Annotated in this window: 23 protein-coding genes; 20 read left to right on the top strand and 3 right to left on the bottom strand. The window is 59.3% G+C overall.

Going from position 1 to position 24,419, the window contains the following annotated elements; translation table 11 throughout:
• Positions 1–1,218, bottom strand: coding sequence for a cytochrome P450 (locus AC0L2B_RS11580; protein ID WP_473745449.1), 1,218 nt, complete (start codon positions 1,216–1,218; stop codon positions 1–3).
• Positions 1,219–2,562: 1,344 nt separating this feature from the next.
• A complete protein-coding gene (locus tag AC0L2B_RS11575) occupies positions 2,563–3,624 on the bottom strand; it encodes a hemin-degrading factor (protein ID WP_473745448.1) in 1,062 nt (353 codons plus the stop codon).
• A gap of 317 nt (positions 3,625–3,941) precedes the next feature.
• Here AC0L2B_RS11575 and AC0L2B_RS11570 point away from each other — a divergent pair, with 317 nt between their 5' ends.
• From AC0L2B_RS11570 to nifA, 9 genes are all read left to right on the top strand, one after another.
• A complete protein-coding gene (locus AC0L2B_RS11570) occupies positions 3,942–4,262 on the top strand; it encodes a HesB/IscA family protein (RefSeq protein WP_473535571.1) in 321 nt (106 codons plus the stop codon).
• A gap of 182 nt (positions 4,263–4,444) precedes the next feature.
• Positions 4,445–5,644 (top strand): cysteine desulfurase NifS, encoded by a 1,200-nt coding sequence (gene nifS, locus AC0L2B_RS11565; protein ID WP_473745447.1) that lies wholly within the window; start codon positions 4,445–4,447, stop codon positions 5,642–5,644.
• A gap of 172 nt (positions 5,645–5,816) precedes the next feature.
• Positions 5,817–6,680 (top strand): beta/alpha barrel domain-containing protein, encoded by an 864-nt coding sequence (locus AC0L2B_RS11560; protein ID WP_473745464.1) that lies wholly within the window; start codon positions 5,817–5,819, stop codon positions 6,678–6,680.
• Complete coding sequence (nifW, locus tag AC0L2B_RS11555) at positions 6,677–7,054, top strand: nitrogenase stabilizing/protective protein NifW (protein WP_473745446.1); 378 nt, start codon at positions 6,677–6,679, stop codon at positions 7,052–7,054. The genes AC0L2B_RS11560 and nifW overlap by 4 nt, the downstream gene beginning before the upstream one ends.
• A gap of 182 nt (positions 7,055–7,236) precedes the next feature.
• Positions 7,237–8,085, top strand: a complete 849-nt coding sequence (locus AC0L2B_RS11550) for an electron transfer flavoprotein subunit beta/FixA family protein (protein ID WP_473524416.1) — start codon at positions 7,237–7,239, stop codon at positions 8,083–8,085.
• 18 nt (positions 8,086–8,103) lie between these two features.
• The gene (locus tag AC0L2B_RS11545) at positions 8,104–9,213 is read left to right on the top strand and encodes an electron transfer flavoprotein subunit alpha/FixB family protein (RefSeq protein ID WP_473745445.1); all 1,110 of its coding nucleotides are present in this window, start codon (positions 8,104–8,106) and stop codon (positions 9,211–9,213) included.
• A gap of 11 nt (positions 9,214–9,224) precedes the next feature.
• Complete coding sequence (locus AC0L2B_RS11540) at positions 9,225–10,532, top strand: FAD-binding protein (RefSeq protein ID WP_473488620.1); 1,308 nt, start codon at positions 9,225–9,227, stop codon at positions 10,530–10,532.
• Positions 10,533–10,544: 12 nt separating this feature from the next.
• Positions 10,545–10,844 carry a ferredoxin family protein gene (locus AC0L2B_RS11535; protein WP_473745444.1) on the top strand — a complete coding sequence of 100 codons (300 nt, stop codon included), beginning with the start codon at positions 10,545–10,547 and terminating at the stop codon, positions 10,842–10,844.
• Positions 10,845–11,013: 169 nt separating this feature from the next.
• Positions 11,014–12,768 carry a nif-specific transcriptional activator NifA gene (gene nifA, locus AC0L2B_RS11530; RefSeq protein WP_473745443.1) on the top strand — a complete coding sequence of 585 codons (1,755 nt, stop codon included), beginning with the start codon at positions 11,014–11,016 and terminating at the stop codon, positions 12,766–12,768.
• 429 nt (positions 12,769–13,197) lie between these two features.
• On the opposite strand, the gene AC0L2B_RS11525 is transcribed toward nifA, so the two are convergent.
• Entirely contained in the window at positions 13,198–13,410 is a 213-nt protein-coding gene (locus AC0L2B_RS11525) for a hypothetical protein (protein ID WP_473745470.1), read from the bottom strand.
• On the opposite strand from AC0L2B_RS11525, the gene nifB reads away from it, so the two are divergent.
• The 11 genes from nifB (at position 13,334) to AC0L2B_RS11470 (ending at position 24,379) form a co-directional block, all read left to right on the top strand.
• Complete coding sequence (gene nifB / locus AC0L2B_RS11520; RefSeq protein ID WP_473745463.1) at positions 13,334–14,752, top strand: nitrogenase cofactor biosynthesis protein NifB; 1,419 nt, start codon at positions 13,334–13,336, stop codon at positions 14,750–14,752. The genes AC0L2B_RS11525 and nifB overlap by 77 nt on opposite strands.
• 32 nt (positions 14,753–14,784) lie before the next feature.
• Entirely contained in the window at positions 14,785–14,979 is a 195-nt protein-coding gene (locus AC0L2B_RS11515; protein ID WP_473745441.1) for a 4Fe-4S binding protein, read from the top strand.
• 89 nt (positions 14,980–15,068) lie between these two features.
• On the top strand, positions 15,069–15,389 hold the full coding sequence (locus tag AC0L2B_RS11510) for a nitrogen fixation protein NifZ (protein WP_473547903.1): 321 nt from the start codon (positions 15,069–15,071) through the stop codon (positions 15,387–15,389).
• Entirely contained in the window at positions 15,386–15,598 is a 213-nt protein-coding gene (gene nifT, locus AC0L2B_RS11505; RefSeq protein ID WP_040594248.1) for a putative nitrogen fixation protein NifT, read from the top strand. Before AC0L2B_RS11510 ends, nifT begins: the two co-directional genes overlap by 4 nt.
• Before the next feature lie 38 nt (positions 15,599–15,636).
• Positions 15,637–16,521: an SIR2 family NAD-dependent protein deacylase gene (locus AC0L2B_RS11500; RefSeq protein WP_473745440.1), complete on the top strand. Its 885-nt coding sequence runs from the start codon at positions 15,637–15,639 to the stop codon at positions 16,519–16,521.
• 93 nt (positions 16,522–16,614) lie between these two features.
• The gene (locus AC0L2B_RS11495; protein WP_473745439.1) at positions 16,615–18,477 is read left to right on the top strand and encodes an ABC transporter ATP-binding protein; all 1,863 of its coding nucleotides are present in this window, start codon (positions 16,615–16,617) and stop codon (positions 18,475–18,477) included.
• A complete protein-coding gene (locus tag AC0L2B_RS11490; protein ID WP_473745437.1) occupies positions 18,477–20,381 on the top strand; it encodes an ABC transporter ATP-binding protein in 1,905 nt (634 codons plus the stop codon). The genes AC0L2B_RS11495 and AC0L2B_RS11490 overlap by 1 nt, the downstream gene beginning before the upstream one ends.
• A 4-nt stretch (positions 20,382–20,385) precedes the next feature.
• Positions 20,386–20,868, top strand: a complete 483-nt coding sequence (locus AC0L2B_RS11485) for a hypothetical protein (protein ID WP_473745436.1) — start codon at positions 20,386–20,388, stop codon at positions 20,866–20,868.
• 378 nt (positions 20,869–21,246) lie between these two features.
• Positions 21,247–21,387, top strand: a complete 141-nt coding sequence (locus AC0L2B_RS11480) for a hypothetical protein (protein WP_473745435.1) — start codon at positions 21,247–21,249, stop codon at positions 21,385–21,387.
• Positions 21,388–21,573: 186 nt separating this feature from the next.
• Positions 21,574–22,023, top strand: a complete 450-nt coding sequence (locus tag AC0L2B_RS11475) for a hypothetical protein (RefSeq protein WP_473745433.1) — start codon at positions 21,574–21,576, stop codon at positions 22,021–22,023.
• Positions 22,004–24,379, top strand: a complete 2,376-nt coding sequence (locus AC0L2B_RS11470; RefSeq protein ID WP_473745432.1) for a DNA methyltransferase family protein — start codon at positions 22,004–22,006, stop codon at positions 24,377–24,379. The genes AC0L2B_RS11475 and AC0L2B_RS11470 overlap by 20 nt, the downstream gene beginning before the upstream one ends.
• The last annotated feature ends 40 nt before the right edge of the window (positions 24,380–24,419 follow it).

The following is a 24,419-nucleotide window of genomic DNA, read 5'->3' as shown; positions in this document are numbered from 1 at the left end:
TTAGCCCCACTCCAGGATCAGATTTTCAATCCCGAACAGTTGGCCGCCGTGGGTGATGGGTGCTGTTCCCTCCTTGATTCGAAAGGGCGGCAGGCGCGCCAGCCACTCCTCCAGGCCAATGACAATTTCCCGGCGCGCGAGATGTGAACCAAGGCACCGGTGGGGACCATAGCCAAAGGCGGCGTGGCGGATGCCTTCTCGGGTCAGATCGACCGTGTTGGGAGATTCGAATTCCGCCGGGTCACGATTTGCAATCATCGTGGCGCAGGAAACGAAGTCCCCCTTGCGGATCGGCGCGCCTTCGAAGTCGATATCTTTCCGTGCGACGCGGATCAAATGAACGGTCGGAAAGGCACGCAGCAGTTCTTCGGCTGCGCGCACGATCCGGTCCGGTTCGTTTCGGAGCAATTCCTGATCTTCCATTTTTCGCGCGAGATAGGCCAAGTCAAAGCCTATGGCTGTAGCGACCGTGTCGAGGCCCGCCACCAAAACGAGCACGCCAATGCCACGGACCTCCTGGTCTGTCAGCCCGCGGCCCTCGACCTGCGCCTGCACAATGAAGCTCATGAAATCGTCGACGGGCTTGTTGCGGCGCATCGCCGCCAGCTCGTCTATGAACGCTACAATCGTCCGAGCCGCCGCCGGCCGTCTGACATCATCGCCATGGAGCAGATCTTTCGCCCAGGCAACAAACGTCTCAAGACGGTGCTCCGGCAGTCCGATGAAGCGAAGGAAGATGCTGACCGCGAAAGGAAAGGCGAAATCCTTCATGACATCACAGCTTGTTCCCGACGAGGCGATCCTCGTGATAAGCGCTATCGCTCGCTCGCGGATGGCGGGCTCCAGTTCCGTTACACGCTTCGGCGAAAAGAGCGGATTGAGCAATGAGCGAAAGACTGCATGGGAAGGGGGATCGAGTTCGAGCGGGATCGTCGGCCAGTCTTCGCCCAGTGCAGATGCGAAGACGTTGCGATGACTGGAAAAGTTTTCGGTCTCCTGCAGCACCCGGCGCTGATCTGCGGCGCGAGTGATGACCCAAGCACCCTGCCCGGTACGCGTGTTCCAGGGCGAATAAAAGATTCGCGGTCCGGCATGCACGCAAGCGATTGCTGCGTGGGGGTCGCCGTTGGGCGCCGGAGACATGCCTGGCGAGGAAAAAAGGCTGAAGTCGCCCACCATTTCCGGCGGGACATGATCTGGAACCGGGTTGGTCGCCATTTGGTTCTCCTGCGTTCAGGCGTTTACGCTCGGTTGAGATCGCAAGGCTGTTCGTCACCGCTGAGCTCCGCGCGCACTGCCGACATCGCCTCCGATGACAACGTCGAGCAAATTGCGTGCCGAATAAGCGCACCATTGGCGCTGCTCATATCTCCGTTGTAGCTGCCCTTCTGAGGCTAACCTTGGTACGAATTTCGACATTCATGACTGTTCCAGACACGACAAGGTTTTGCAGGAAAAAATGCTAGCGAGGAGCCGAGTGAAGAGGCTAAGTATCGAACGAGGTCACCTGCGAGAGAGGGTGTAGCTCGGCGGTAGCGAAGCCGCTCGCGAGCGCGCCCTCCACGAGCGCTGTAGCGAGCGAGCGGCTTTGCGGTCGTCATCGATACTTCGTCGGTAAGGTCGGGTTGCTGACCCAACTAATTCGAAGGACGATCGATGACCGGCGGCATGGTGAACCTGCGCGCTCGTGGAGAAGGCTCCGGATCCCGATCTCTTGCGCGAGATGATTTGTATGCGGTCGAGCGCCTGAGCGAGTCGGAGACGGGGCCGCGATCGGCCGCGCCTATGGCAAAAAGAGGGCCCCACGTCCGCCGGCGCCGAGGCCATCAGGGCGCCCGCAAATAGCTCACTGCGGAGATCGGCAGCCCCAATTCTTCTGCGTCAGGATCACATCGGCCTGACGATGGCGATCGCCTCGTGGGGGTATCTGCTGGTAGCCGGAGAAATCCTCGACCGCACTGGTCGCATCGGCAACCTGGCCGTTGACTGCTGTGTTGCTGCTCTTGGCAAGAATCTAGCCGCGGTGAGCCGATAGCGCGAACAGGATGCGCTAAGCGTTCTTTGATAATGCGGGCTGCTTTGGGGCGTGTTCAGCTTTGCATCCGTCTCGGACGCTAGCTTTTCGAGCTTGGCATGAGACGCCGAGGGCTCTTGCCGGCGAAGGATCATTCGAGATGCCTTTGTGGAGGCCGTCCTCTGGAAACTTGACGGAGGGACCAATCGACTTCACTTCGAGCAATTCCTCCCGCCCGCTGCCGTACATCTGGGATGTTGGACAATTGACCGACAACACACCCGTCTGGGCAGCTGACGCATTTGCCTGCATTGAGCAGCTTTACCGCGGAGTTCCGGTTGCGGCTCATGGCAACGGGATCAATGATGGCGATCCTCGCCAAGCGCGATGGCCCTCGGGAATGGCGTCTCCGATCGAGGTGATCCTCGGCGGGCCGCAAAAAGGCAGCTGTCCCCTCGTTGGCCTCGGCAGGCAAAGCGGTGGTCGGCAAAATCCAGAGTAGCGGCGCATGCCGAGCGAAACGGGAATCGATATGCATCGGTCTCACCTCAAGCGGCGGTTGAACGGGGAATGCGCGGCAGGTTCTCGGCCAGTAGCCGCCAGTCGTGGCGCTCGGGTTCGCCTTCCTTGCGCGTCCCGAAGAACTGGATGATCATCTTGCCGTTGGCGCCATAGGCTTCGAGTGACGTGACGTGACCGTCCCTGGTCGGCTTGCGCACGGCCCAAACCTCACGGATGTGGTGGGCCCTGAGATGCAGGTGGAAAGTCTCGTCGAGCACATTGATGCAAGGCCCGATCTGCTTGACCGACTTGATAGGACCGGAATGAATCTGGATGCAGCCACGATTGCCGACGAAGCACATGATCGGCATCTCGTCCTCGGCCGCACGATGGAACATGGCGCCAACGGCAGCATTGTCGAGCAGCCAGGCGTAATCCTGGCCGACCATGCGCACCGCCTGGCGGCGGCTGAGGTTCAGGGCCTTGAGCATGCCGAAGAACTGGTGCACGTCGGTCAGCCGGCTCCAGTGCTCCCGCAGGTCGTCGACTGTAGCGGCTTGGTCCGGAATCTTTGCGACATTTTCGGCTGACCTCCCCTTAACCCACACGATCGGCTCCTGGTTCGGGGATTGGAGCTCGTCTGTCAGTTTTTGATACGCATAGAGGTTGGAGGACGACCTCAGATGCACCTTGTGCACTGCCTCGCCTGCGGCGTCGAAGAATTGCAGGCTGCGGTGGATCTCCCCGCCATCGCGTGTCTCGACGGCAAAGCCGTGCGCCCACACGTTCGGGAAGATGCGCAAATCAATGTCCTTGCCGAGCACCATGGCGTGATGCTTTCCGGTGAACACCTTATCGTAGATGCCTATCTTCTCATGCACGGCACTGGCATTGCGGGTCAGCGCCATCACCTCGCCGACCGCCTCGAGACCGGTCAGCATATCATTAACGCGTGGCTGGATGCGCACCGTGCCAAAACCGCAATGTGCCGCGAAAAGCTCCGCTTCCGAAATGCCCAATTGGGCGGCGAGATCGCGGTCGCGGATTGTTGGGCTGTCTTCGCGTGCCCGCCGGATTCTCTCCGGCGAAGGTTGCTCGCGCTGGTGCATGTCTTGACCCCTGGTTGCGCATCCTGTCGGTGGGGCGTCTTCGCCCCGCCAAAAAAGAGCTCAAAAGTCGTGCCAATTGCTCGAAGCGCTCGGAAACCGACTTACATGCCAGTTCACAGGGAACTTGAGCTCATCCCCCTGTGGCGGTCTCGACAAATCCGACAATACCTGTCGATTGTCCGACACCTTCGCGGTAACAGCCGAACCAGAATCGTGGCCGCGTTGGCGATGTCGCACTGTCCGGAAACGGTTTTTCCCATTGGCACGGTCCATGCACGGTGATGCCCAAACCGTCACGCACTGAGGAGAAACGAGCGATGATTACGCTCACCGACAAGGCCGTTGCCGCCGTTAAAACCGCTCTTTCCGCCGCTAGTGAGCCGGCAGAAGGCTTTCGTATTAAGGTCGAGGCCGGCGGCTGCTCCGGCTTCAAATACTCGATGGGCCTGGAGAGCGTCCCGCACGAGGGCGACGCGATCATCGAGACAGATGGGATCAAGGTGTTCGTAGACGCCGGCACCCAGCCGCATGTAGCCGGCATGGCCGTCGACTTCGTCACGGGTCTCGAAACCTCCGGCTTTGTCTTCGACAATCCGAATGCGAGCGGGAAGTGCTCCTGCGGCAAGTCCTGTAGTTGATTGCCGAAGGAAGGAGAGAGGGCGCCTGAGGTGAGCTTATCGGTGCGATGGCGGCCCAATCTGCGCCAATCTGGGGGGCACCTGCACCGCTTCTGGATCGTCTCCGCCAGCAACGGCATGCGCAAGGCTCGATGCGACCGGGTTGCGCCTCACGTCATTCGATCCATTGAGGACCATAGCCCATGAAAGTTGTCTATCTCGACAACAACGCAACGACACGGGTCGATCCCGCGGTCGTTGAAGCGATGTTGCCGTTGCTTACGGATCAATTCGGCAACCCTTCGTCGGCGCACGGTTTTGGCGCCCTTGCCGGCGCCGCGTTGAGCAACGCGCGGCGTCAGTTGCAGGCGCTGATCGGCGCGGAGTTCGACGATGAGATCACCTTCACCTCGGGTGGAACGGAAAGCGACAATGCGGCCATTCTTTCGGCGCTCGAGGTGATGCCTGACCGAACAGAGATCGTGACTTCCGCTGTCGAACATCCGGCTGTGCTGACCCTCTGCGCTCATCTTGAGGAGGCGCGCCGCGCTAAGGTGCACAGGATCCCGGTGGACCGCCATGGCCGGCTGAACGTCGACGCTTACCGGGCCGTCCTCAACCCGAACGTGGCAATCGTCTCGATCATGTGGGCCAATAACGAGACTGGTACGATCTTCCCCGTCGCCAAGCTCGCCGAATTGGCCAAGGAAGTCGGCGCGCTTTTCCACACTGATGCCGTGCAGGCAGTCGGCAAGCTCCCGATGGACCTGAAATCAACCGCCATCGACATGCTGTCGCTCTCCAGCCATAAATTTCATGGACCAAAAGGGGTAGGCGCACTTTTCGTCAAGCGCGGCGTGCCGTTCCAGTCCCTGATCAAGGGGGGTCACCAAGAGAGCGAACGGCGCGCGGGCACCGAAAACACGCCCGGCATAGTCGGGCTCGGCATGGCCGCCGAACTCGCCTTGAAATTCATGGATGACGAGACCACGCGGATAAAGTGGCTCCGCGACCGGCTGGAGAACGGGCTTGTCCAGCGTGTCCCAAACAGCTTCGTCAACGGCGATCCCCTGGAGCGCTTGCCGAACACCGCAAACATGGCCTTCGAAGGTATTGAAGGTCATGGAATCCTGCATCTCCTCGACCGCGAGGGTATCGTCTGTTCCTCCGGGTCCGCCTGCACATCGGGCTGTGCGGAGCCAAGCCATGTGCTGAAGGCGATGAAAATGCCCCATGGGGCGGTCCGCTTCTCTTTCGCGCGTGACAACGGACAAGAAGAGGTGGACCGGGTGCTAGAGGTCTTGCCTTCAATTGTGGAGAAGCTGCGCGACGCCCACAGTTCCGGGTCGAATATACGGAGCGCCGAACGCCTTCAATGCGTACCAGGTCTCAGCGGCAGATGAACCGGCGTCCATTCATGAGCAGTCGGGTCTTTCTCAAGGATACTACCCTGCGCGAGGGCGAGCAGGCACCCGGCGTTGCCTTCACGGTGGCGGAAAGCTTGCGATCGAGATCGACGCAATTTGCGCCGTGGTCGCACGGAGTGTTCCGGTGCGGTTCACGGCAGGGCGCCGGATGACCCCACGGGATTTCCATGCATCGGTCGAGAGCGGCGTCAGCGCCCTCAATCTGTCCTTGCCTGCATCGGATATCCAGCTCGCCACCAAGCTCGGGCTAGTCCGGGAAGGACCGCTAAAGCTCATCGAGCATATGGTCGGGCGCGCGGCCGCCAGCGGCTTTTTCCTCGCCCTGGGCTCTGAGGATGCTTCACATACTAACAAGGACTATCTCGCCCGCCTTATTAAGACGGCGGCGCGCGCTGGCGAAAGCCGCCTCAGCCTGGCCGATAGTGTCAGCGCCCTCGATCCCTTTTCGACTTTCGAGCTTGTCACCCCGCTCGCAGCGAAGTCTCCCGTCGACCTCGAATTCCATGCCATAACGTTTTCGGCCTCGCTACCGCCAACACGGGTGGCGGCGATCCACGCCGGCGCGCGCCATGCCTCGGTCGTCCTTGGCGTCGGCGAGCGCGCGGGCAGCGCACGCGAAGAGGTGGCCGCCGCGATGGCTGTCCTTCAGGAGGCAGATATCGAAGTCGGCTTCACCGCATTGCCCCCTTGGCGGCCGAGGAGACGTCGGTCGGGAGGCCGAGCGCCAGGTCGAGGGCCAATCCGGAGACAGTCGAGCCCATCCCGCTCGGGCCCTGCGGGGCCGTTGCGTCAGCCCACCTCGCTCGCTTCCAAGCGGGGCCGGCTGCCTCCATGGAGATCGACCAGTTGTACCGCGCCACGTCCGGCCTCGGCACCGGAGGCAGTTGTGTCGACGAGGCGATTGCCGCGCTGGCTTAGCGCATTCGTTCATCAAACCGCGGCTTTCGAGGCTGCATGTCGAATGTGCGACCAACGCACTAGAACCGTTTCCGACAAAGGGAGAACGCAATGAGTTGTTCCGCTGACAGCAGTCCCATCGACGTCACCAACATCCTCACGCGACTGAAAGGCCTGTCGTCCGCGGAGGAGTTCTTCGCTGTCCTTGGCGTCTCGTATGATCCGAAGGTGCTCAATGTCTCACGGCTGCATATCCTCAAGCGTGTGGGCCAATACCTTGCCGAGGAAGATTTCTCCGGTCTGCCCGACCAGGTGATCGCCGCGCGCATGCGCGCCATGCTGGAACGCGCCTACGAGGAGTTCGCGCTTTCCTCCCCGCTCACGCACCGGGTTTTCAAGGTGCTCAAAGATCACAATCCGAACAAACCTCACGCGCCAGGCCGCACATTCGTTCCGTTCGACTCCGTCCTGAAGCGGTTCGGCGAATAAGCGCTACTAGTTGCGACGCGACAATGTCGACAAGCCAACAATTCGGGCACCGAAACCGGGGGCCTCAGAAAAGATCAATGCAATTTACAAGGAACAGACGTTCGCAAATCACTTGGCACGAATCATGCAAACATGAACTCGCACCGCCAGCCCGCATCGGGATAACAGCGTAGAGAACGCCAATGCATATCGTCGTCAGCATCAAGCAGGTGCCGGACTCGGCACAGATACGGGTCCATCCTGTGACGAACACCATTATGCGCCAGGGTGTGCCGACCATCATCAACCCTTACGACTTGTTCGCCCTCGAAGAAGCACTCAGGCTGCGCGACGCTTATGGCGGGGAGGTCACCGTGCTCACTATGGGTCCACCTATGGCCGAGGACTCCCTGCGCAAGGCGCTCGGCTACGGCGCCGATCGCGCGGTGCTTTTGACCGACCGCTATTTTGCCGGTTCTGACACGCTGGCCACCTCCTTTGCTCTTTCCCAGGCAATCGCGAAGATCGGCGAGACGTTCGGCACGCCGGACGTGGTCTTCACGGGCAAACAGACGATCGACGGCGACACCGCCCAAGTCGGGCCCGGCATCGCCAAGCGTCTCGATCTCCTTCAACTCACCTATGTCGCGAAAATCGCCTCCATTGATCTTGCTGCAGGCGAGATCACGGTCGAGCGCCGTTGCGAGGGCGGCACCCAGAAGCTGAAGAGCAGGCTGCCTTGCCTCATCACCATGCTGGAAGGCACAAACGAGATGCGCCGGGGCTCGATCGAAGACGCGCTTTGCGCCGCGCGCAGCCAGATTGTGAAATGGAGTGCGGCCGAGGCCGGCATCGAAGATCTCACCAAATGCGGCTTGCGTGGCTCGCCGACGGTCGTCAAACGCGTTTTCGCCCCTAGCGCCCGTTCGGAAAAGGCGGAGCAAATTGAGACCGCCGAAAAGACGCTGCGCGATACCGCAGACGAACTGATTGGTGCAATCTTCACCCGCCAGCCGGCGCTGGAACCGGAACTCGCCTTCGAGGGCGCGTGACGGCAAGGAGCAGACCATATGTCGAGCACGAACTCAGACACCCCTCGCCAGCCCGCCGGCCGTGCCGGGATGAAGAAGGAGCTTCTCGAGCGTTTCAGGGACTATCGGCACGTCTGGGTTTTCATCGAGCTCGAACGCGGCCAGGTCCACCCCGTATCCTTCGAGCTGCTTGGCGAGGGCCGCAAGCTGGCGGACAAACTTGGCGTCCAGCTCGCGGGTGCTGTGCTCGGACCCCCGGGAGAAGCCACCCAGAACGCAGTCGCCGAGGCCTTCGCCTATGGCGCCGACCTCGTCTACTTCGTCGAGGCGCCGGTGCTCGCCGACTATCGTAATGAGCCTTTCACCAAGGCGATGACCGATCTGGTTTCTACTTACAAACCCGAGATCCTGCTTCTCGGTGCAACCACGCTCGGCAGGGATCTCGCCGGTTCCGTCGCAACCACCTTGCTGACAGGGCTAACGGCCGACTGCACCGAACTTGACGTGGATGCTGACGGTTCGCTCGCCGCGACTCGCCCGACTTTTGGCGGTTCGTTGCTATGCACGATCTACACGCTCAATTACAGGCCGCAGATGGCGACGGTGCGACCGAGGGTCATGCCCATGCCGCAGCGGGCCGACAGAGCGATCGGGCGTGTCATCCCGCACAAGCTGTCGCTAGCCGAGAATGAAATCGTCACCAAGGTGCTAGGATTCCTTCCGGACAGCCAGTCGGGCAACGCCAATCTCGCCTATGCGGATGTGGTGGTTGCGGGAGGGCTCGGTCTCGGCGGAGCGGAGAACCTGCAGCTTGTGAAGAGTCTCGCGCGAGTGATAGGCGCCGAATTCGGCTGTTCGCGGCCGCTGGTCCAAAAGGGCTGGATGTCGGCCGATCGGCAGATCGGCCAAACAGGCAAGACAATCCGGCCGAAGCTTTACATAGCGGCCGGTATTTCCGGCGCCATCCAGCACCGCGTTGGAGTTGAGGGAGCCGATCTCATCGTGGCCATCAACACCGACCCGAACGCGCCGATTTTCGATTTCGCTCACCTCGGGATCGTCACCGATGCGGTCCGTTTCCTGCCCGCGCTGACCGAGGCCTTCACCCGGCGGCTGTCACCGCACAGTCGCGACAAGCTTGCGAGCTAAGGGAGATGGAAATGATCAACGAAGAGTTCGACGCCATTGTCATCGGGGCCGGCATGTCCGGGAACGCAGCTGCTCACACCATGGCAAGCGACGGCTTGAAGGTACTCCAGTTGGAGCGAGGTGAATACCCGGGCTCTAAGAACGTCCAGGGCGCCATCATGTACGCGAACATGCTGGAGAAGATCGTCCCGGATTTCCGGGATGATGCACCGCTCGAGCGGCATCTGGTTGAACAGCGGCTCTGGGTGATGGACGACACCTCCCACACCGGGATTCACTATCGGTCGGACGACTTCAACGAGGTGAAGCCCAACCGCTATACGATCATTCGTGCCCAGTTCGATAAATGGTTTTCGCGCAGGGTGCGCGAGGCCGGCGCGACGGTTCTGTGCGAGACGACGGTGACGGAACTCGTCCGTGACGCCAAGGGCAAGGTGATCGGCGTCCGCACGGATCGGGCCGGCGGAGCGATCTACGCGGACGTAGTTGTTCTTGCAGAAGGTGTCTGCGGGCTGCTTGGCACGCGGGGCGGTCTTCGCAAGATGCTGAAGCCGGAAGCGGTGGCGCTCGCAGTAAAGGAGATGCATTTCCTGCCCGAAGAGGTCATTGAGCAGCGGTTCGGGGTCAAAGGGAGTGAAGGCTGCGTGATCGAGGCAGTCGGCACGATATCCCACGGCATGGCCGGGCTCGGGTTCCTCTACACCAATAAGGAATCGATCTCACTGGGCATCGGCTGCCTCGTCTCGGATTTCGCCGCGAAGATGGAGAGCCCTTACGCCCTTCTCGACGCGCTAAAAAACCATCCTTCGATCCGGCCGCTGATCGCCGGTTCGGAGGTGAAAGAATACGCGGCGCATCTCATTCCCGAAGGTGGCTACAAGGCTATTCCGCAGCTCTTTGGCGACGGTTGGGTCGTTGTCGGCGATGCCGCGCAATTGAACAACGCCGTTCACCGCGAGGGTTCGAACCTCGCCATGACCTCCGGTCGCATTGCGGCTGAGGCTATCATCCAGGTGAAGAGACGCAACGATCCAATGACCAAACGGAACCTCGCCCTTTACCAGACGATGCTGGATAAATCCTTCGTAGTCAAAGACCTGCGGAAATACAAAGACATGCCAGCTTTACTCCACACTAACGCCTGCAATTTCTTCACGACCTACCCGCGGTTGATGTCGCAAGCCGCGCAAAACTTCATGCGTGTCGACGGCACGCCAAAGATCGAAAAGGAAAAGGCTACCACGGCAGCCTTCATCAAGGCGCGCTCGCGGTTGGGGCTGGTCAGCGACGCGATCCGGCTGGCATTGGCGTGGCGGTGAGGTACTGACGACATGACGAACCCAGGGACAGAATTACGTGTCGAAGACAAGCTTTACCAGAACCGCTATCTGGTGGACTCCGGCCGTCCGCATATAAATGTGCGACCGCACAAGCAACCAAGCGCGAATCTGCTCGCGCTGACACGCGTCTGTCCAGCGAAATGCTATGAGTTGAACGACAAAGGTCAAGTTGAAATCACCGCCGATGGCTGCATGGAGTGCGGCACCTGCCGCGTTTTGTGCGAGGCCAGCGGCGAGATCGAATGGAATTATCCGCGTGGTGGCTTCGGCGTCCTCTTCAAGTTCGGATGATCGGCTTTGGCACCGTTTCGGCGGGTGTGCACCTGTGTACTCCCGAACTCGCGACAAGGCGCAATCTTGCCGGCACCATCTCGCCAAATTGCGGAGCAAGTGAACTTCCTGAACTGATGAAAAGGCGCTTGGGAGGAGCACCCTGGACCACAACCGCTGAGGTGTTTCCATGGCTCACATACGGCCGGATGATCGGGTCAACGGAGTAGGACCTCGAGACACCTTCCGCAAACCCGCCAGTGATGGGATGTTCGAAGCAGATGACTGGCTCAAGGGAATCTACGAGGTGTCGAAGGCGCTGACGGCTCCCGCCCGGCTGGAGGTTACGCTGGCCAATGTCGCGAACACTCTCCCGTCGTTTGTGCAAATGCGTCACGGAGCAATCTTTGTCCTGGACTCTGAAGGTGAGCCGGAGATCGCCGCGAGTGCCGGCAGCGGCCCATCAGGCACTCACCCCATCATACCAAAGGCGGCAATAGATCAAATCGTCGCTACGGGCACGCGGCTCGTCATCGCGGACCTCAGCACGTCCGAGTTGTTTCAGGCGGAGCTTCAAACACGTCCTGGTGTCAGTTCCCTCCCAATGGCCTTTATCGGCGTCCCGGTTAAGGCTGAGGACAGGATCCTTGGGACGTTGTCGATCGTAAGAGACAGCGCAAACGGGTCCCGCTACGATGAGGACATCTGCTTCCTGACGATGGTGGCCAACCTCGTAGGCCGCACTATTCGCCTCCATCGCGGCTTGACTAGGGATCGTGAGCGGCGCGTCGATGAGAGCTGGACAGCGGAGAATTCGTCCGATGAGGACCGGACCGACCCCGTCCCGCATGCACCCGCCAAGATGGATGGGATCATCGGGGAGAGCCCCGCACTCAAGCAGGTGCTCGAAACCGTCTCCATTGTAGCAAGGACGAATTCCACCGTGCTCCTGAGGGGCGAGAGCGGCACCGGCAAGGAGTTTTTCGCGCAAGCCATACATAGGCTCTCGCGCCGGCGGAGGAAGTCTTTCGTCAAGTTAAACTGCGCCGCACTGTCGGAAAGCGTTCTGGAGTCGGAGCTGTTCGGACATGAAAAAGGCGCCTTCACAGGGGCAATTTCCCAGCGCGCCGGCCGTTTTGAATTGGCAAACGGGGGAACGCTGCTACTCGACGAAATCGGCGAGATTTCGCCTGCCTTCCAAGCCAAGCTGTTACGTGTCTTGCAGGAAGGCGAACTGGAGCGTGTTGGCGGTACCAAGACGCTGCAGGTCGACGTGCGACTTATATGCGCCACCAACAGGGATCTCGAGTCGGCTGTCGTAAACGGGGATTTCAGGGCCGACCTTTATTATCGCATCAATGTGGTGCCAATCATCCTGCCTCCGCTCCGAGAGCGACCGGGGGATATCCCTCGTCTTGCGAGCGCCTTCCTCGAACGATTCAACAAGGAGAACCATCTCGAACTCGCCTTCGCGCCGTCGGCGCTCGAGTTTATCTCGCAATGCTACTTCCCCGGTAACGTGCGAGAATTGGAGAACTGCGTGCAAAGGACGGCCACGCTAGCGCGCTCAAGGACAATCGCTCCATCGGATTTTGCGTGCAATAATAACCAATGCCTATCTTGGCTCCTGTGGAAAAAAGCTGATTCGCTCAGCGGCAATACCGGCAACCAGCGATTTCGAAGCAATTTAATGCCCGGCGGATTGCCGATGCCGTCCGGGCGCTTCGGCGCCCCGCAGGATAACGTGCGACCCCATACTGCCGACCCTGCAAACGATCCCGCTCTCCCTGCAATAGGCCCGCGCCTGACGGAACGCGATCGGCTGATCGGCGCGATGGAGAAGGTCGGCTGGGTTCAGGCCAAGGCCGCCCGTGTCCTCGGCGTCACGCCACGACAGGTCGGATACGCTTTGCGCCGACACGGTATTGAGGTGAAGAAATTCTAGCGTTCTCATGACGTGGAGAACGAGAACACTGCGCCAGCTACGCCAAATGTGTCGGAGCCCGGGCCAAAGCTGCGCGAGCGTGTGATGTTGTCACACCCCCTTCATCATCCGCCTTTGCCGGCGTCATGCCGATCGCAAAAAGAGTCACCCCACTCTCCTGAATCGGAACCATGCAGACCCAAGCGAGCAGTGGCAACTTCACCGCGGACGAGCTCGCCGTCGCCGAGAGGGAGCGACATCCTCGTCGGAAGACCGGTCGGGAGTTGTGCCGAGGGCGATCACGGCCGAGCGGTCGACGCGGGATTTCTATCTTGAACTGATGTCCGGCCGGGTCGTCTTCCTCACCTTCTAACATAGTCCTGTTAGAAGTCCGACAAAGCTATGTCGGAGCAGCTCCATGATGTCCGACGCGCAAAGCCAATTCGTGAACTAGCGCCACCTTTTCAGTTGGCATTGCTCTTGCGCTTCGAACCGCGACGTTAACCCGTAACGGAGCCCTTCAATGGCCGCACCGGTGATTTCAGTTGAGAGCCTGACCGGCGCGAGGTTCTCCGACCAGTTGCTGGTGAGCGCGAAGTCGGATGGCTGCGCATCTTCCTCCTGCGGGTCGTCGACAAGGCCGGACGATGTGGATCCGGCCATCTGGGACAAGATCAAGGATCACCCGTGCTTTTCAGAAGAGGCGCACCACTATTTTGCGCGCATGCACGTCGCCGTCGCGCCGGCCTGCAATGTCCAGTGCAACTACTGCAATCGCAAATATGACTGCGCCAACGAAAGCCGGCCCGGGGTTGTCTCGGAAAAGCTGACGCCCGATCAGGCAGTACGCAAGGTGATCGCAGTCGCCAACGAAGTGCCGCAGCTTTCCGTGCTTGGCATCGCCGGCCCCGGCGATGCCTGTTACGACTGGGAGAAGACGAAGGCAACGTTCGAACGGGTCGTCAGAGAAATCCCCGACGTCAGGCTCTGCGTCTCTACGAACGGGCTCGCGCTGCCGGACCACGTCGACGAGCTTGCCGACATGAATGTCGACCACGTGACGATCACGATCAACATGGTCGATCCGGAAGTCGGCGCAAAGATCTATCCCTGGATCTTTTACGACCATCGCCGCTACGTCGGCATCCAAGCCGCCAGAATTCTGCACGAGCGGCAGATGCTGGGATTGGAGATGCTCAGCGCGCGCGGCATCCTCACCAAAATCAATTCGGTGATGATCCCTGGAGTGAACGACCAGCACCTGATTGAGGTGAACAAGTGGGTCAAGCAGCGCGGCGCATTCCTGCACAACGTCATGCCTCTGATTTCCGACCCGGCGCACGGCACGCACTACGGACTGACCGGGCAGCGCGGTCCAAATGCAATGGAGATGAAGGCTCTTCAGGATCGGCTTGAAGGCGGCGCCAAGTTGATGCGTCACTGCCGGCAGTGCCGGGCAGATGCCGTCGGCCTGTTGGGTGAGGATCGTGGCCAGGAATTCACACTGGACCAGATTCCCGGCGAGCTCACCTACGATGCCGGCAAGCGCGAAGCCTATCGGGAGCTGGTCACGGACGAGCGCCGTGATCGCCTGGCAGCCAGGAGCGAAGCGATCGGAATGGTCAAGACAACGAGCTCCGGCAGGTCCCTCCTCGTTGCGGTGGCGACTAAGGGCGGCGGCCGCGTCAACGAACACTTCGGCCACGCCAAGGAATTCCAGGTGTATGAAGCGTCGCCGATAGGGATCAACTTTATCGGGCACCGCAAGGTTGAGCAGTATTGCCTCGGGGGTTGGGGCGAGAAGGCCACTCTCGACGGGGTCATCGCTGCGCTGGAAGGCGTAGACGTAGTGCTTTGCGTCAAAATTGGAGATTGCCCCAAGGATCAGCTCGCGACCGCCGGTATCCGAGCAACCGACGCTTACGGCCATGATTACATCGAAACGGCAATCAGCTCGATTTACGCCGCCGAGTCCGGCGTCCAGGCACTCGCCGCGACGGCCTGAACCCACCTCATTTACTCGAATCAGGAGTCAAAATGGCTTTCAAGATCATCGCATCCCAATGTACGCAATGCGGCGCCTGCGAATTCGAATGCCCATCGGGTGCGATCAAGTTCAAAGGCGAGAGCTACGTGGTCGATCTGCAGAAGTGCACCGAATGCGAGGGAGCTTTCGACACGCAGCAATGTGCTTCGGTGTGTCCTGTGCCGAAGACCTGCGTTCCTGCCTGAGTCCACTGGGTACCCACACAACTGGCTGCCCCGGGGAATGCCTGCGCGCCTCATCAATGACACTAGCCTCAGAGAACCAAGGAACCGCCATGCGGCCCGCACGCGAACAGGAGGTCGAAATCCGCAGACCCCCCCAATTTCAGCCGGGAGAGCGGGTCCGTGCCACTCGCCACATTAAGAATGACGGCACCTATCCTGGCAGGGAGATCGGCGAAAATCTCGTGCGCAAGGGCGAAGAGGGTTATGTGCGCGACATTGGCACGTTTCTACAGCAGTTCTTCATCTACGCGGTCGAATGGATCGACCGTGGGACGGTCGTCGGCATGCGAGCGCGTGAATTGACGAGCCTCGACAAAGCCGACGCTCCCTGCAGTGCCGAAGAAAACGCCAATAAAGGAACGGCCGCATGAAAGTAATGATCCGCAGGACTGAGGCCGGGTTGTCGGCGTATGTCCCGAAAAAGGATCTCGAGGAGCCGATTATCAAGTTCGAGAACCAGGACCTGTGGGGCGGGGTCGTAACGCTCAGGAACGGCTGGCGGCTCCTCCTTCCCGATCTTCCGCCGCATACGCGTCTGCCGATCACCGTCGAGGCAAGGAAGCTTTCCGACGGGGACTGATGCCGCCCGTCAATGAGAGGCGTCAAGAGGAAACGAGCATGAACACGATCCCCACCTCGGGCCACCTAGTCGTCGTCCGGGACAGTTTTGCCCGAAAGCTGCTTGAGCTGGCCAGACGAGCGTTAGTCTCCGATCAGGTGATCCCGTATCTCGGTCCGGGTCTCCTCCGGCTCAGCTCTGCTGAGCTGCCTGTACCGTGTACCCCCGAAGCCGTTGCCGAGGCACTCAACACGCGGGTGCCAGCCCCCTCGAAGATCCGCACCAATATGTGGTCGGTCGCGCAGTTCATCGAACAACGCCGGCATCGCCGCACACTTCAAGCTTGGATGACTGATATATTTGCCGGGCCGGCGGCGCCGAGCATCCTCCACGCCTGGCTCGCAAAACTCCCGCTCTCCCTCATCATCGACAGCTGGTACGAAGGCGCCATGCGCGCGGCGCTGGCAGAGGCCGGCCGAACCGACGTCGTCGAGATACAAGGCGTTACACGGGCGAACGAAGTTGGCGACATTTGGACCAGAACTTACGACTTGTCGGGAAGGGAACTCGAGGCTGGAGCAGCGACAAAGACGGTTCTCTATGCTCCACATGGCAGTATTAGGCCGGCCGCAAATTTCCTCATCGCCGATTCCGACTATGTCGAAGCCCTGACTGAAATCGATATCCAGACGCCTATCCCTGACGTGGTCAAGGAACGACGCGTCGACCGGGGCTTTTTCTTCGTCGGCTGCCGCTTCAATGATCAGATGCTGCGCACTTACGCCAGGCAGATCATGAAGCGCTCAGAAGGCCCCCGTTACGCGATAATGGACGGGCAAACGCTGACCAGAAACGAATCCCGTTTCCTTGCGGCAAGCGGAATCACGGTGATCGACATGCCAGCGAGCGAAGCCGTGGCGCAACTCGCCGGATCAGCATCTTGAGCCGATGGTGGCCAGGATCAACTTGGAGGGACGTCTTTGATGTGAGTCGACCGGCTCGCTTCCGAAGGCGCAAAATTCAGTCGGGAGCACTCGGTGGGCAGTGATGCTGTTGGCACGACCTCTCTCAAATCGTCCGCGCATGTAAAAGCGGCCGGGTGGGGCCGGGGCTTGAGCACGCTACTGCGCATTACGCGCATGAATTTGAGGCACCCGTGGCAGGTCGCGTTAGCTATCGGTTCGACGACGGTAGCCGTAATCCTGCAGTTGCTCATTCCCCAGCTTCTCGGCCGGGCTGTCGACCAGACCCAGGTAGCCATCGGGGGCGGTGTCACGGTGACGGCTGCAGAACAAGCCCTCTGGACTCCTGCTCTCCTGCTGCTCGGCGCGAGTACGCTACGCGGCCTCTTTACGATGGCGCAAAACTACTTTGCCGAAGCCGTCGGGCACCACGTCGCGTACGAACTGCGGCTTGCTTGTTACGACAAGGTCCAGCGCCTGAGCTTTTCCTTTCACGACCGGGTGCATTCAGGCGACCTGATCACCCTCGGCATCCTCGATCTCGACGGCGTGCGGATGTATTTTTCCACCGCCCTGGTTAGGTTCTTTCTGCTCACCATGCTGATCGGGATAGGCGCCTGCATGATGATCTCAACCGACCCGGTGCTCGGTTTGATCGCGCTGAGCTTCGTGCCTTTCGTAGCCTGGCGATCGTCGGTCACCCAGCTTAAGCTACGCGCCATCTGGCTCGACCTGCAGGAGCGGCTTTCCGTCCTGGGCCGCGTGATGGAAGAAAATCTCGCGGGCATCCGCGTTGTCCGGGCGTTTTCGGCACAGGATCATGAGATGGCGAAATTCGACATCGCCTCGACAAACGCGCTCGAACTCGCGCACGAGCAGGTTGACGTGTACGTGCCCAACACGTCGGCAATGACCCTCGCCTTCTTTGTCGCCATGGGGTTGGTCCTCTGGGTCGGTTGCGACAAACTCATCGCCGGCCAGATCAGCGTTGGAACGCTCACGACGTTCCTGACGTTCATGACGATCCTGCAAATGCCCGTCCGCCAGATCGGACTGATGGTCAACGGCTTTGCCCGCGCTTACACTTGCGGTTCGCGCCTCTTCAGTCTGCTCGACCAGGACATCACGATCGGGGATGCTTCCGGTGCAAGACCGCTCGAGATCGGTGAAGGAACTCTGCGCTTCGACAATGTCTCGTTTGCATATCCCGGCACCGGAAACCGCGTCATTCTAAAGAATATTACCTTCTGCGCCCGTAGGGGCGAGACGATCGCGATCGTGGGTCCGCCGGGTTCTGGCAAGTCGACAATTGCTCACCTGATCCCCCGCTTTTACGACGTCACTGGTGGCACCATCATGCTTGACGGGCAGGACATCCGCGGGGTCACCCTCGCATCGCTTCGCAAGGCGGTCGCGGTCGTACAGCAGGATGCATTCCTGTTCACAACCACGATCGAGAACAACATCGCTTATGGCGACCCCTGGGCGAAGGAACAGCCGATCGAGCGCGCTAGCGAATCCGCCCAATTGCACAATTACATTCTCGGCCTCCCTGCTGGCTACAAGACGGTCGTCGGCGAACGTGGCGCCTCTCTCTCGGGCGGCCAGCGTCAGCGTCTCACCATAGCTCGCACGATGATGTTGCGCCCATCAATCGTCGTTTTCGACGACTCAACGGCCGCGATCGACGCCGCCACAGAGCAGCGCATCCGCGCGGCGATACGGCGTTTCGCCAAGGATAGGGTGACGATCATCATCGCCCACCGGCTGAGTTCACTCAAGCACGCCGACCGGATTCTGTTTGTCGACAACGGCGAGATCGTGGAACGCGGCACCCATCAAGAGCTTTTGGCCAAGCTAGGACGGTATAAGGCCCTTTATGATCTTCAGTTGCGCCCGGGAGATGACATTGCGACCACGTTTGGAGGCGCGCCCTGATGGCCAAGCGGCACGCCAACGAACTCGAAATCGAACCGAATGATAGCGGTAGACGCCCTCCGCGCGCGGTCGTCGGGTCCCATCGCATCGAGGAGGAGATCTTTGGCCGGGCTTTCGACAAGAACATCATTCGCCGCATATGGGCCTTCGTTCGTCCCTACCGAGCCATGGCGGTCGTCTCGCTTGCCGCATTGCTGATTTTCACTGGCACGCAGCTTCTCATCCCGCTGATCATCCGCTACGCGATCGACCACGCCATAACTCCGGCAGGCGCTGATGCCTTCGCCCTGCTTGAGGCCGCCATCGCGTTTGCGCTTGCCATTCTGGTTAATTTCGGCGCCGCCTACGCGCAAGAAACCGTGGTAGGGAAAATGGCCGAGAACGTCCTCTTCGACATCCGCCGCGCCATGTTTGCCCATCTGCAGAAGGTATCGCTCTCCTTCATGGACAAAACCGAGGTAGGACGCCTGATGTCTCGCCTTCAGGGTGACGTCAACTCTATCCACGAATTTCTCGAAAACTCGATCTACTCCGTAGGCGACATTGCGCTTCTCTTCGGCATCATCTTCGTAATGCTGTCGGTCAACTTCAACCTCGGCTTTCTGACGCTCTCGGTCTTGCCGGCCCTGTTGATTATCCGCATCGTGTGGCTGCCGCGTGCCCGCGAGGCCTTCATGGCTGCACAAGAGACCAATTCAGTCGTCAACGGCGCTTTGGCCGAAGCGATTCAAGGCGTCCGAACCGTCCAGTCCATGGACCGCCAGTACGTCAACTTCGTATTGTATGACGACAAGGCACATGCCGACCTCACGACCCACCTGACCGCTGCCAAATATGCACAGGTCATGGTCCCGATCGTCGATGGCCTCACCGGCCTCGCCATGGCTGTCGTCATTGTGGTCGGCGGCTCCATGATCATGAATGGCCGCGTCGATGTGGGCGTATTGGTTGCCTACATATTCTATATCCAACGCTTCTTTGACCCAATTCGCTCACTTACTCTGCAATATTCCGTCATGCAGCGCGCAATGGCCTCTGGCAAGCGCCTGACCGATGTGCTCGACGTCAGGATCGAGGTCCAGGACAAACCGGATGCCAGGGTCCTTGCGCCCGAAATGGACGGCTCGGTCGAGTTCAGGAGCGTCACGTTCGGGTACGATCCCAAACAGCCGGTGCTGAAAAACGTCTCTTTCCGGGTTAATCCCGGCGAGACGGTCGCCTTGGTCGGGCCGACCGGCTCTGGTAAATCGAGCGCGATGGCCCTCGTCCACCGCTTCTATGATGTTCAGCAAGGCCAAGTGCTGGTTGGCGGACATGATGTGCGCGATCTCACCCAGGAATCGCTCGGCACTCAGATCGCTATGGTGCTGCAGGAGCCGTTTCTGTTCACCGGGACGGTTTTTGAAAATATCCGCTACCACAAGACGGAAGCCACGCGGGAGAAGGTGATCGAGGCCGCCAAGGTGGTCGGCGCCCACGACTTCATCATGAGACTTTCCGACAGGTATGAAACCCAACTCGGCGAACGCGGCGGCAACCTTTCTCTCGGCCAGCGCCAGCTTGTCAGTTTCGCCCGCGCTCTCGTCGCCGACGCCAAGATCCTTGTTCTTGACGAGGCCACCGCCAACATTGACAGCTACACGGAAATGCTCATCCAGAAAGCTCTCAGAAAACTCCTGGAAGGCCGCACCGGGCTTGTCATCGCCCACCGTCTCGCCACAATCCGTGGTGCCGATCGCATCATCGTGCTTCAGAACGGCCAGGTTATTGAGACCGGCAACCATGACAAACTGATGGCTATGGGCGGGCTCTATTCCAAACTCTACAATCTGAACTACTCGTCATTCGACGACATTCCCGAAGAGGAAGCCGATCCGACCGGACAAGCCGCCTCTCGTACCTGATGCTGTGTTCAACGACTCCGGTGTACAGATCGGCGACTGGCGGCCGACGGTCGCCTATCCTCCGAACGCCCTCAAGCTGTCCGGTACGGCGGAAGCGTGGGTACGCCTTCTCTTTCAGGATGATGACGGGAATACAGCCGAGGCGTTCGGGTGGTTGACAGCTCCCCCGGTGTGCGATCCGCAGTTTGAAAGCAGGATGGACTCCGCCCTCGGGACGGTACCGCAACTCCTCGAAACCGGGTTGCTGACGCCGGCGCGGCTGGCGCGGGTCGGTTTCGGCGAGAAGAGCCACTCGATTTACGAGGCGGTCAAGCTCCTGACGGGCCTCGACGGGCGGTCGAACGATCCTGTTCGTCGAAGCGTCCAGCAGCCAGCCTGGAGGGCCGGCTCGGCTCGCTGGAAGAAGCGTTGTAGAAGGTCGCTCCGCTTGGCCATCTGGCAAAAACGCTTCGGGACGCGGCGAAGCACGCCGAGGATTGGCTTGTGATCCACACGTATCGATCGTCCGGGAAGCGATCGCCGAGGCGCTTGAGCCTCTCAAGGACCTGCGCGGCCTCGTCGCGGCAGTAACGGCCAGTTCGATCTCGGCACTGTCCGGCCGGATGAAGTCCGTCCTTGACCGTATCCAATTCAGGGAGCGGCTTTCATTTGAGGTGCCGCTCTCAGCAAGAAATCGGTTCAGGTTTCCGGGAGCTTTGACCATGGCATCCGGATCGACGCCTCGACCGTCGCCAACAGCTCCTGGCTTCGCGCCATCCTCTGGGCTTTCACGCTGGCCATGCGATAGCCGAACGGACCTCTGACGAAAAGATTGCCTACGACCATTACGGGACATTCGCACCTACTGCGAAGACCTGCTGAAATTATGCTGCGCGCGGAAGAGCCAACCGTGTGCGACATGACAATCGGCGAACTGGCAAAGCTACTAAAAGAACGGCGCGATGCCAGCGGTGACGCCCACATTGAAGACCGCCTGCTGAATAACGATTATCAATCAGTGGCTTAGCCATACTTAACTCCACCTTAATCATAAATGGCGCGTTATTACCTGAATTGCGGGGTTACAATATTTATGGGCGAACGTCATCGGGAAGAGGTTCTAAATACAGTTCTCGCAGCCTGCTTGGGGCGACGCGGTGTTGACGCTGATCCTGAGACAATTCTTCAGAAGGGCCGATCCAGGCCAGATGTGATGGCAGTAATGCGCGGGCTGCGCTGCGCTGTCGAAGGCAAAGTAGCCGACACCTCGAACGCCGACCTTATTGTTCTTGCCCAGGCTAAAAGTCGTGTGGATCAAGGCGTTGCTCATCTAGCCATCGCGGTGGTTTATCCCACGTATATACGCACTGTTCAATTCAGCCGATTGCCCCAAGAGCTTGGCTCTGCATCCCTCAAATTTTCGGTACTCACAGATGCTGACAACGCAACGTGGCATCATGGGAGCGTCAATGAAATTCTTGCCGAGTTGCGACGCGCGCACGATGTGATAGTGCGCGACGACGTGCTGCAACAGGCAGTCGATACCCTGAACGTTGGGCTAGCTGAGGTATCTAGTGCTCTACTCGATAGCGGTGCGACGTGCGACCGCTTGATTAAGTTGCTCGGGATAGGGACCAAGGGGCATGCCGAAACTACAATTTGAGTATCGTCGACGCGAGACAACCGCAAAGCTCTCGGCATTGATGCTGGCCAACGCGTTCATATTTCAGGAGCAACTGTCCGCCCTTGAGGAGAAGGTTTTGCCAATCAGGGCATTCCTGCAAAGGCGTGACTTCATAGGCGATACGGCACAGCACTGGGAGATGATAATCAGTGAAATCAACTACGTGCCAATTTTTAAAGTGGCGCGTGAAATTCTGCTGTCCATGCCGTCAAATCAAGACAGCGACGCCGCCATAAGACACTTGGCAAATCGCGCGCTTGAAATTGTATCTAAAAAGGCAGCGTTGCGGCACGACTTGATGGGTCGAATCTATCATCTCTTGCTGCTTGAAGCAAAATATCTGGGAACCTATTACACGTCGGTTCCTGCCGCTACTCTTCTGCTGAAATTAACGTTGAGCATAGACAGATGGCACGACAAAGACTGGTCTGACCCGCAGACCTTGAGGCGATTTCGCATCGCGGACTTGGCCTGTGGCACCGGCACGCTGTTAATGGCAGCTAGCCAAGCGCTCACCGACAATTTCATCAAGTTTAGAATGAGCAAGGATGAGCAAGTTAACGATGAATCGCTTCGAGATCTACATAAGCTGATTATCGAAGAAATGTTGTATGGCTATGACGTATTGCCGTCCGCCGTCCACTTAACCGCATCGACGCTGGCGATGCTCGCTCCAGAAACTTGTTTTCGCAACATGCATCTATACTCCCTTCCAATGGGCAGAATGCAAACGGGTCAGGTCTACCTTGGAAGCATCGACTACATCTCGGCAGACACAATCCGAACCCAACTCGACCTCATGACGAGCGGTGGTGGTGCTGAGCAAGTTGGCAAGGAAACCTACCAATCTTCGGCACCGCTGCCGTCATTGGATTTATGCGTAATGAACCCGCCGTTCGTTCGCAGCGTTGGTGGGAATTTGCTCTTCGGATCACTCCCGGACGAACGTGGGGAAATGCAGGGAGAACTGGCGCGGCGCGTCAAGACCTCCAAACTGGCTGCATCGTCCACAGCCGGCCTGGGCAGTGTTTTCACGGCCGTCGCCGACAAACACCTGAAAGATGGCGGAAGGATCGCCTTAGTCCTGCCTGCGGCCCTAGCAACTGGCGTCGCATGGGAAAAGACGCGCGATTTGTTCCGACACGGCTATGTGCTTGAAACAGTCGTGGCAAGCCATGACCCTACTAGGTGGAATTTTTCGGAAAATACCGACTTGAGCGAGATACTGCTGATTGCGCGCAAGCGAAATGGGCAGTCGGAATCCGACCAGATGATGGGAGGCCACACAACTCATTTTATCAATTTGTGGCAGAATCCAAAGAACAGCGCTCATGCTCTCGCCTTGGGCGAGGAAATATTGCGTGGAGCGCCAGCGCCTGTCGGCACATCGGCGAAGCCGGTCCACGGCTTGTCTGAAATTATCATTGGGGCTCAGAAATACGGCGAGACTCTTGAAATCCCATGGGGCGATGTACGGCAAGGTCCGTGGATAGGATGTTCATTCGCTCAAACAAATCTCGTCCGGACAGCATGGATGCTTCGGCAGGGCTATCTTTATCGACCGGGTCGGAATGAGTCGGTTGAGGTTCCAATGCAAGCCCTTAGGAAAATTGCCTCTCTCGGCCCAGATCGCCGTGATATTGCCGATGGCTTTACTGTTTCTAACTCTCACACATCATTTCCGGCACTGATTGGCCACAGCGGCGAATTGATCCGCACAATTGAAACCCTGCCCAACAAGTGGCTCGCGCCGCGTATCTCCCCTGCCAAAGGAAGACCAGCGCGCGATATCGGCCTTCTGTGGCCTCGCGCTGGCACTGTGATGATAGCCGAGCGTTCCAGACTGAATACTCAAAGGGCGTTGGCTGTGCGCCTACCTGAGCGCGGGCTGTCGAATGTCTGGTGGCCAGTTAGGTTACACAGTGAAGATGAGCGTGCTGAGAAGGTCATTGCGATGTGGCTCAACTCAACACTTGGGCTTCTCACCTTGGTAGCACATCGAGTTCCGACGGAAGGCTCGTGGGTACAGTTCAAAAAACCCACTATTGAGAACCTTCCAATTTTGGATGTAAGGGCTCTTTCCGAGCGACAACTCGCACAGCTGGCCGGTTCTTACGAAAAACTCGCCTCAATGGATCTAAGAACTATCCCCAATATGGCGGATGATCCGGTCCGAAAGGCGGTGGATGAGGCTTTCTCCAAGGTTTTGGGATTGCCACACCTGGACAGCCTTCGCGCTGAATTAGCTGCCGAACCTGTCATCTGCAACAGGCCGCTCGGATTTGAAGTCACCGCGCCCGCCATCGAAGATCAACTGCAATTCGAACTTATCTGATATCACCTCGCGTTCCGCGGCGAATAGCCAGCCCATGCCC

The organism is Mesorhizobium sp. WSM4815, assembly GCF_055811575.1.
The sequence above is the reverse complement of the archived record's forward strand: the minus strand, read 5'-3'. Positions and strand labels throughout refer to the sequence as shown.

Excerpts from the sequence above, each read along its gene's own strand:
- nifT (WP_040594248.1), top strand. The coding sequence starts at position 15,386 with ATGAAAGTAATGATCCGCAGGACTGAGGCCGGGTTGTCGGCGTATGTC.
- AC0L2B_RS11535 (WP_473745444.1), top strand. The coding sequence starts at position 10,545 with ATGACGAACCCAGGGACAGAATTACGTGTCGAAGACAAGCTTTACCAG.
- AC0L2B_RS11510 (WP_473547903.1), top strand. The coding sequence starts at position 15,069 with ATGCGGCCCGCACGCGAACAGGAGGTCGAAATCCGCAGACCCCCCCAA.
- AC0L2B_RS11475 (WP_473745433.1), top strand. The coding sequence starts at position 21,574 with ATGGCAGTAATGCGCGGGCTGCGCTGCGCTGTCGAAGGCAAAGTAGCC.
- nifA (WP_473745443.1), top strand. The coding sequence starts at position 11,014 with ATGGCTCACATACGGCCGGATGATCGGGTCAACGGAGTAGGACCTCGA.
- AC0L2B_RS11575 (WP_473745448.1), bottom strand. The coding sequence starts at position 3,624 with ATGCACCAGCGCGAGCAACCTTCGCCGGAGAGAATCCGGCGGGCACGC.
- AC0L2B_RS11470 (WP_473745432.1), top strand. The coding sequence starts at position 22,004 with ATGCCGAAACTACAATTTGAGTATCGTCGACGCGAGACAACCGCAAAG.
- AC0L2B_RS11550 (WP_473524416.1), top strand. The coding sequence starts at position 7,237 with ATGCATATCGTCGTCAGCATCAAGCAGGTGCCGGACTCGGCACAGATA.
- AC0L2B_RS11525 (WP_473745470.1), bottom strand. The coding sequence starts at position 13,410 with ATGGCCGGATCCACATCGTCCGGCCTTGTCGACGACCCGCAGGAGGAA.
- AC0L2B_RS11515 (WP_473745441.1), top strand. The coding sequence starts at position 14,785 with ATGGCTTTCAAGATCATCGCATCCCAATGTACGCAATGCGGCGCCTGC.
- nifW (WP_473745446.1), top strand. The coding sequence starts at position 6,677 with ATGAGTTGTTCCGCTGACAGCAGTCCCATCGACGTCACCAACATCCTC.
- AC0L2B_RS11545 (WP_473745445.1), top strand. The coding sequence starts at position 8,104 with ATGTCGAGCACGAACTCAGACACCCCTCGCCAGCCCGCCGGCCGTGCC.
- AC0L2B_RS11500 (WP_473745440.1), top strand. The coding sequence starts at position 15,637 with ATGAACACGATCCCCACCTCGGGCCACCTAGTCGTCGTCCGGGACAGT.
- AC0L2B_RS11570 (WP_473535571.1), top strand. The coding sequence starts at position 3,942 with ATGATTACGCTCACCGACAAGGCCGTTGCCGCCGTTAAAACCGCTCTT.
- nifS (WP_473745447.1), top strand. The coding sequence starts at position 4,445 with ATGAAAGTTGTCTATCTCGACAACAACGCAACGACACGGGTCGATCCC.
- AC0L2B_RS11580 (WP_473745449.1), bottom strand. The coding sequence starts at position 1,218 with ATGGCGACCAACCCGGTTCCAGATCATGTCCCGCCGGAAATGGTGGGC.
- AC0L2B_RS11490 (WP_473745437.1), top strand. The coding sequence starts at position 18,477 with ATGGCCAAGCGGCACGCCAACGAACTCGAAATCGAACCGAATGATAGC.
- AC0L2B_RS11540 (WP_473488620.1), top strand. The coding sequence starts at position 9,225 with ATGATCAACGAAGAGTTCGACGCCATTGTCATCGGGGCCGGCATGTCC.
- AC0L2B_RS11560 (WP_473745464.1), top strand. The coding sequence starts at position 5,817 with ATGACCCCACGGGATTTCCATGCATCGGTCGAGAGCGGCGTCAGCGCC.
- AC0L2B_RS11480 (WP_473745435.1), top strand. The coding sequence starts at position 21,247 with ATGCTGCGCGCGGAAGAGCCAACCGTGTGCGACATGACAATCGGCGAA.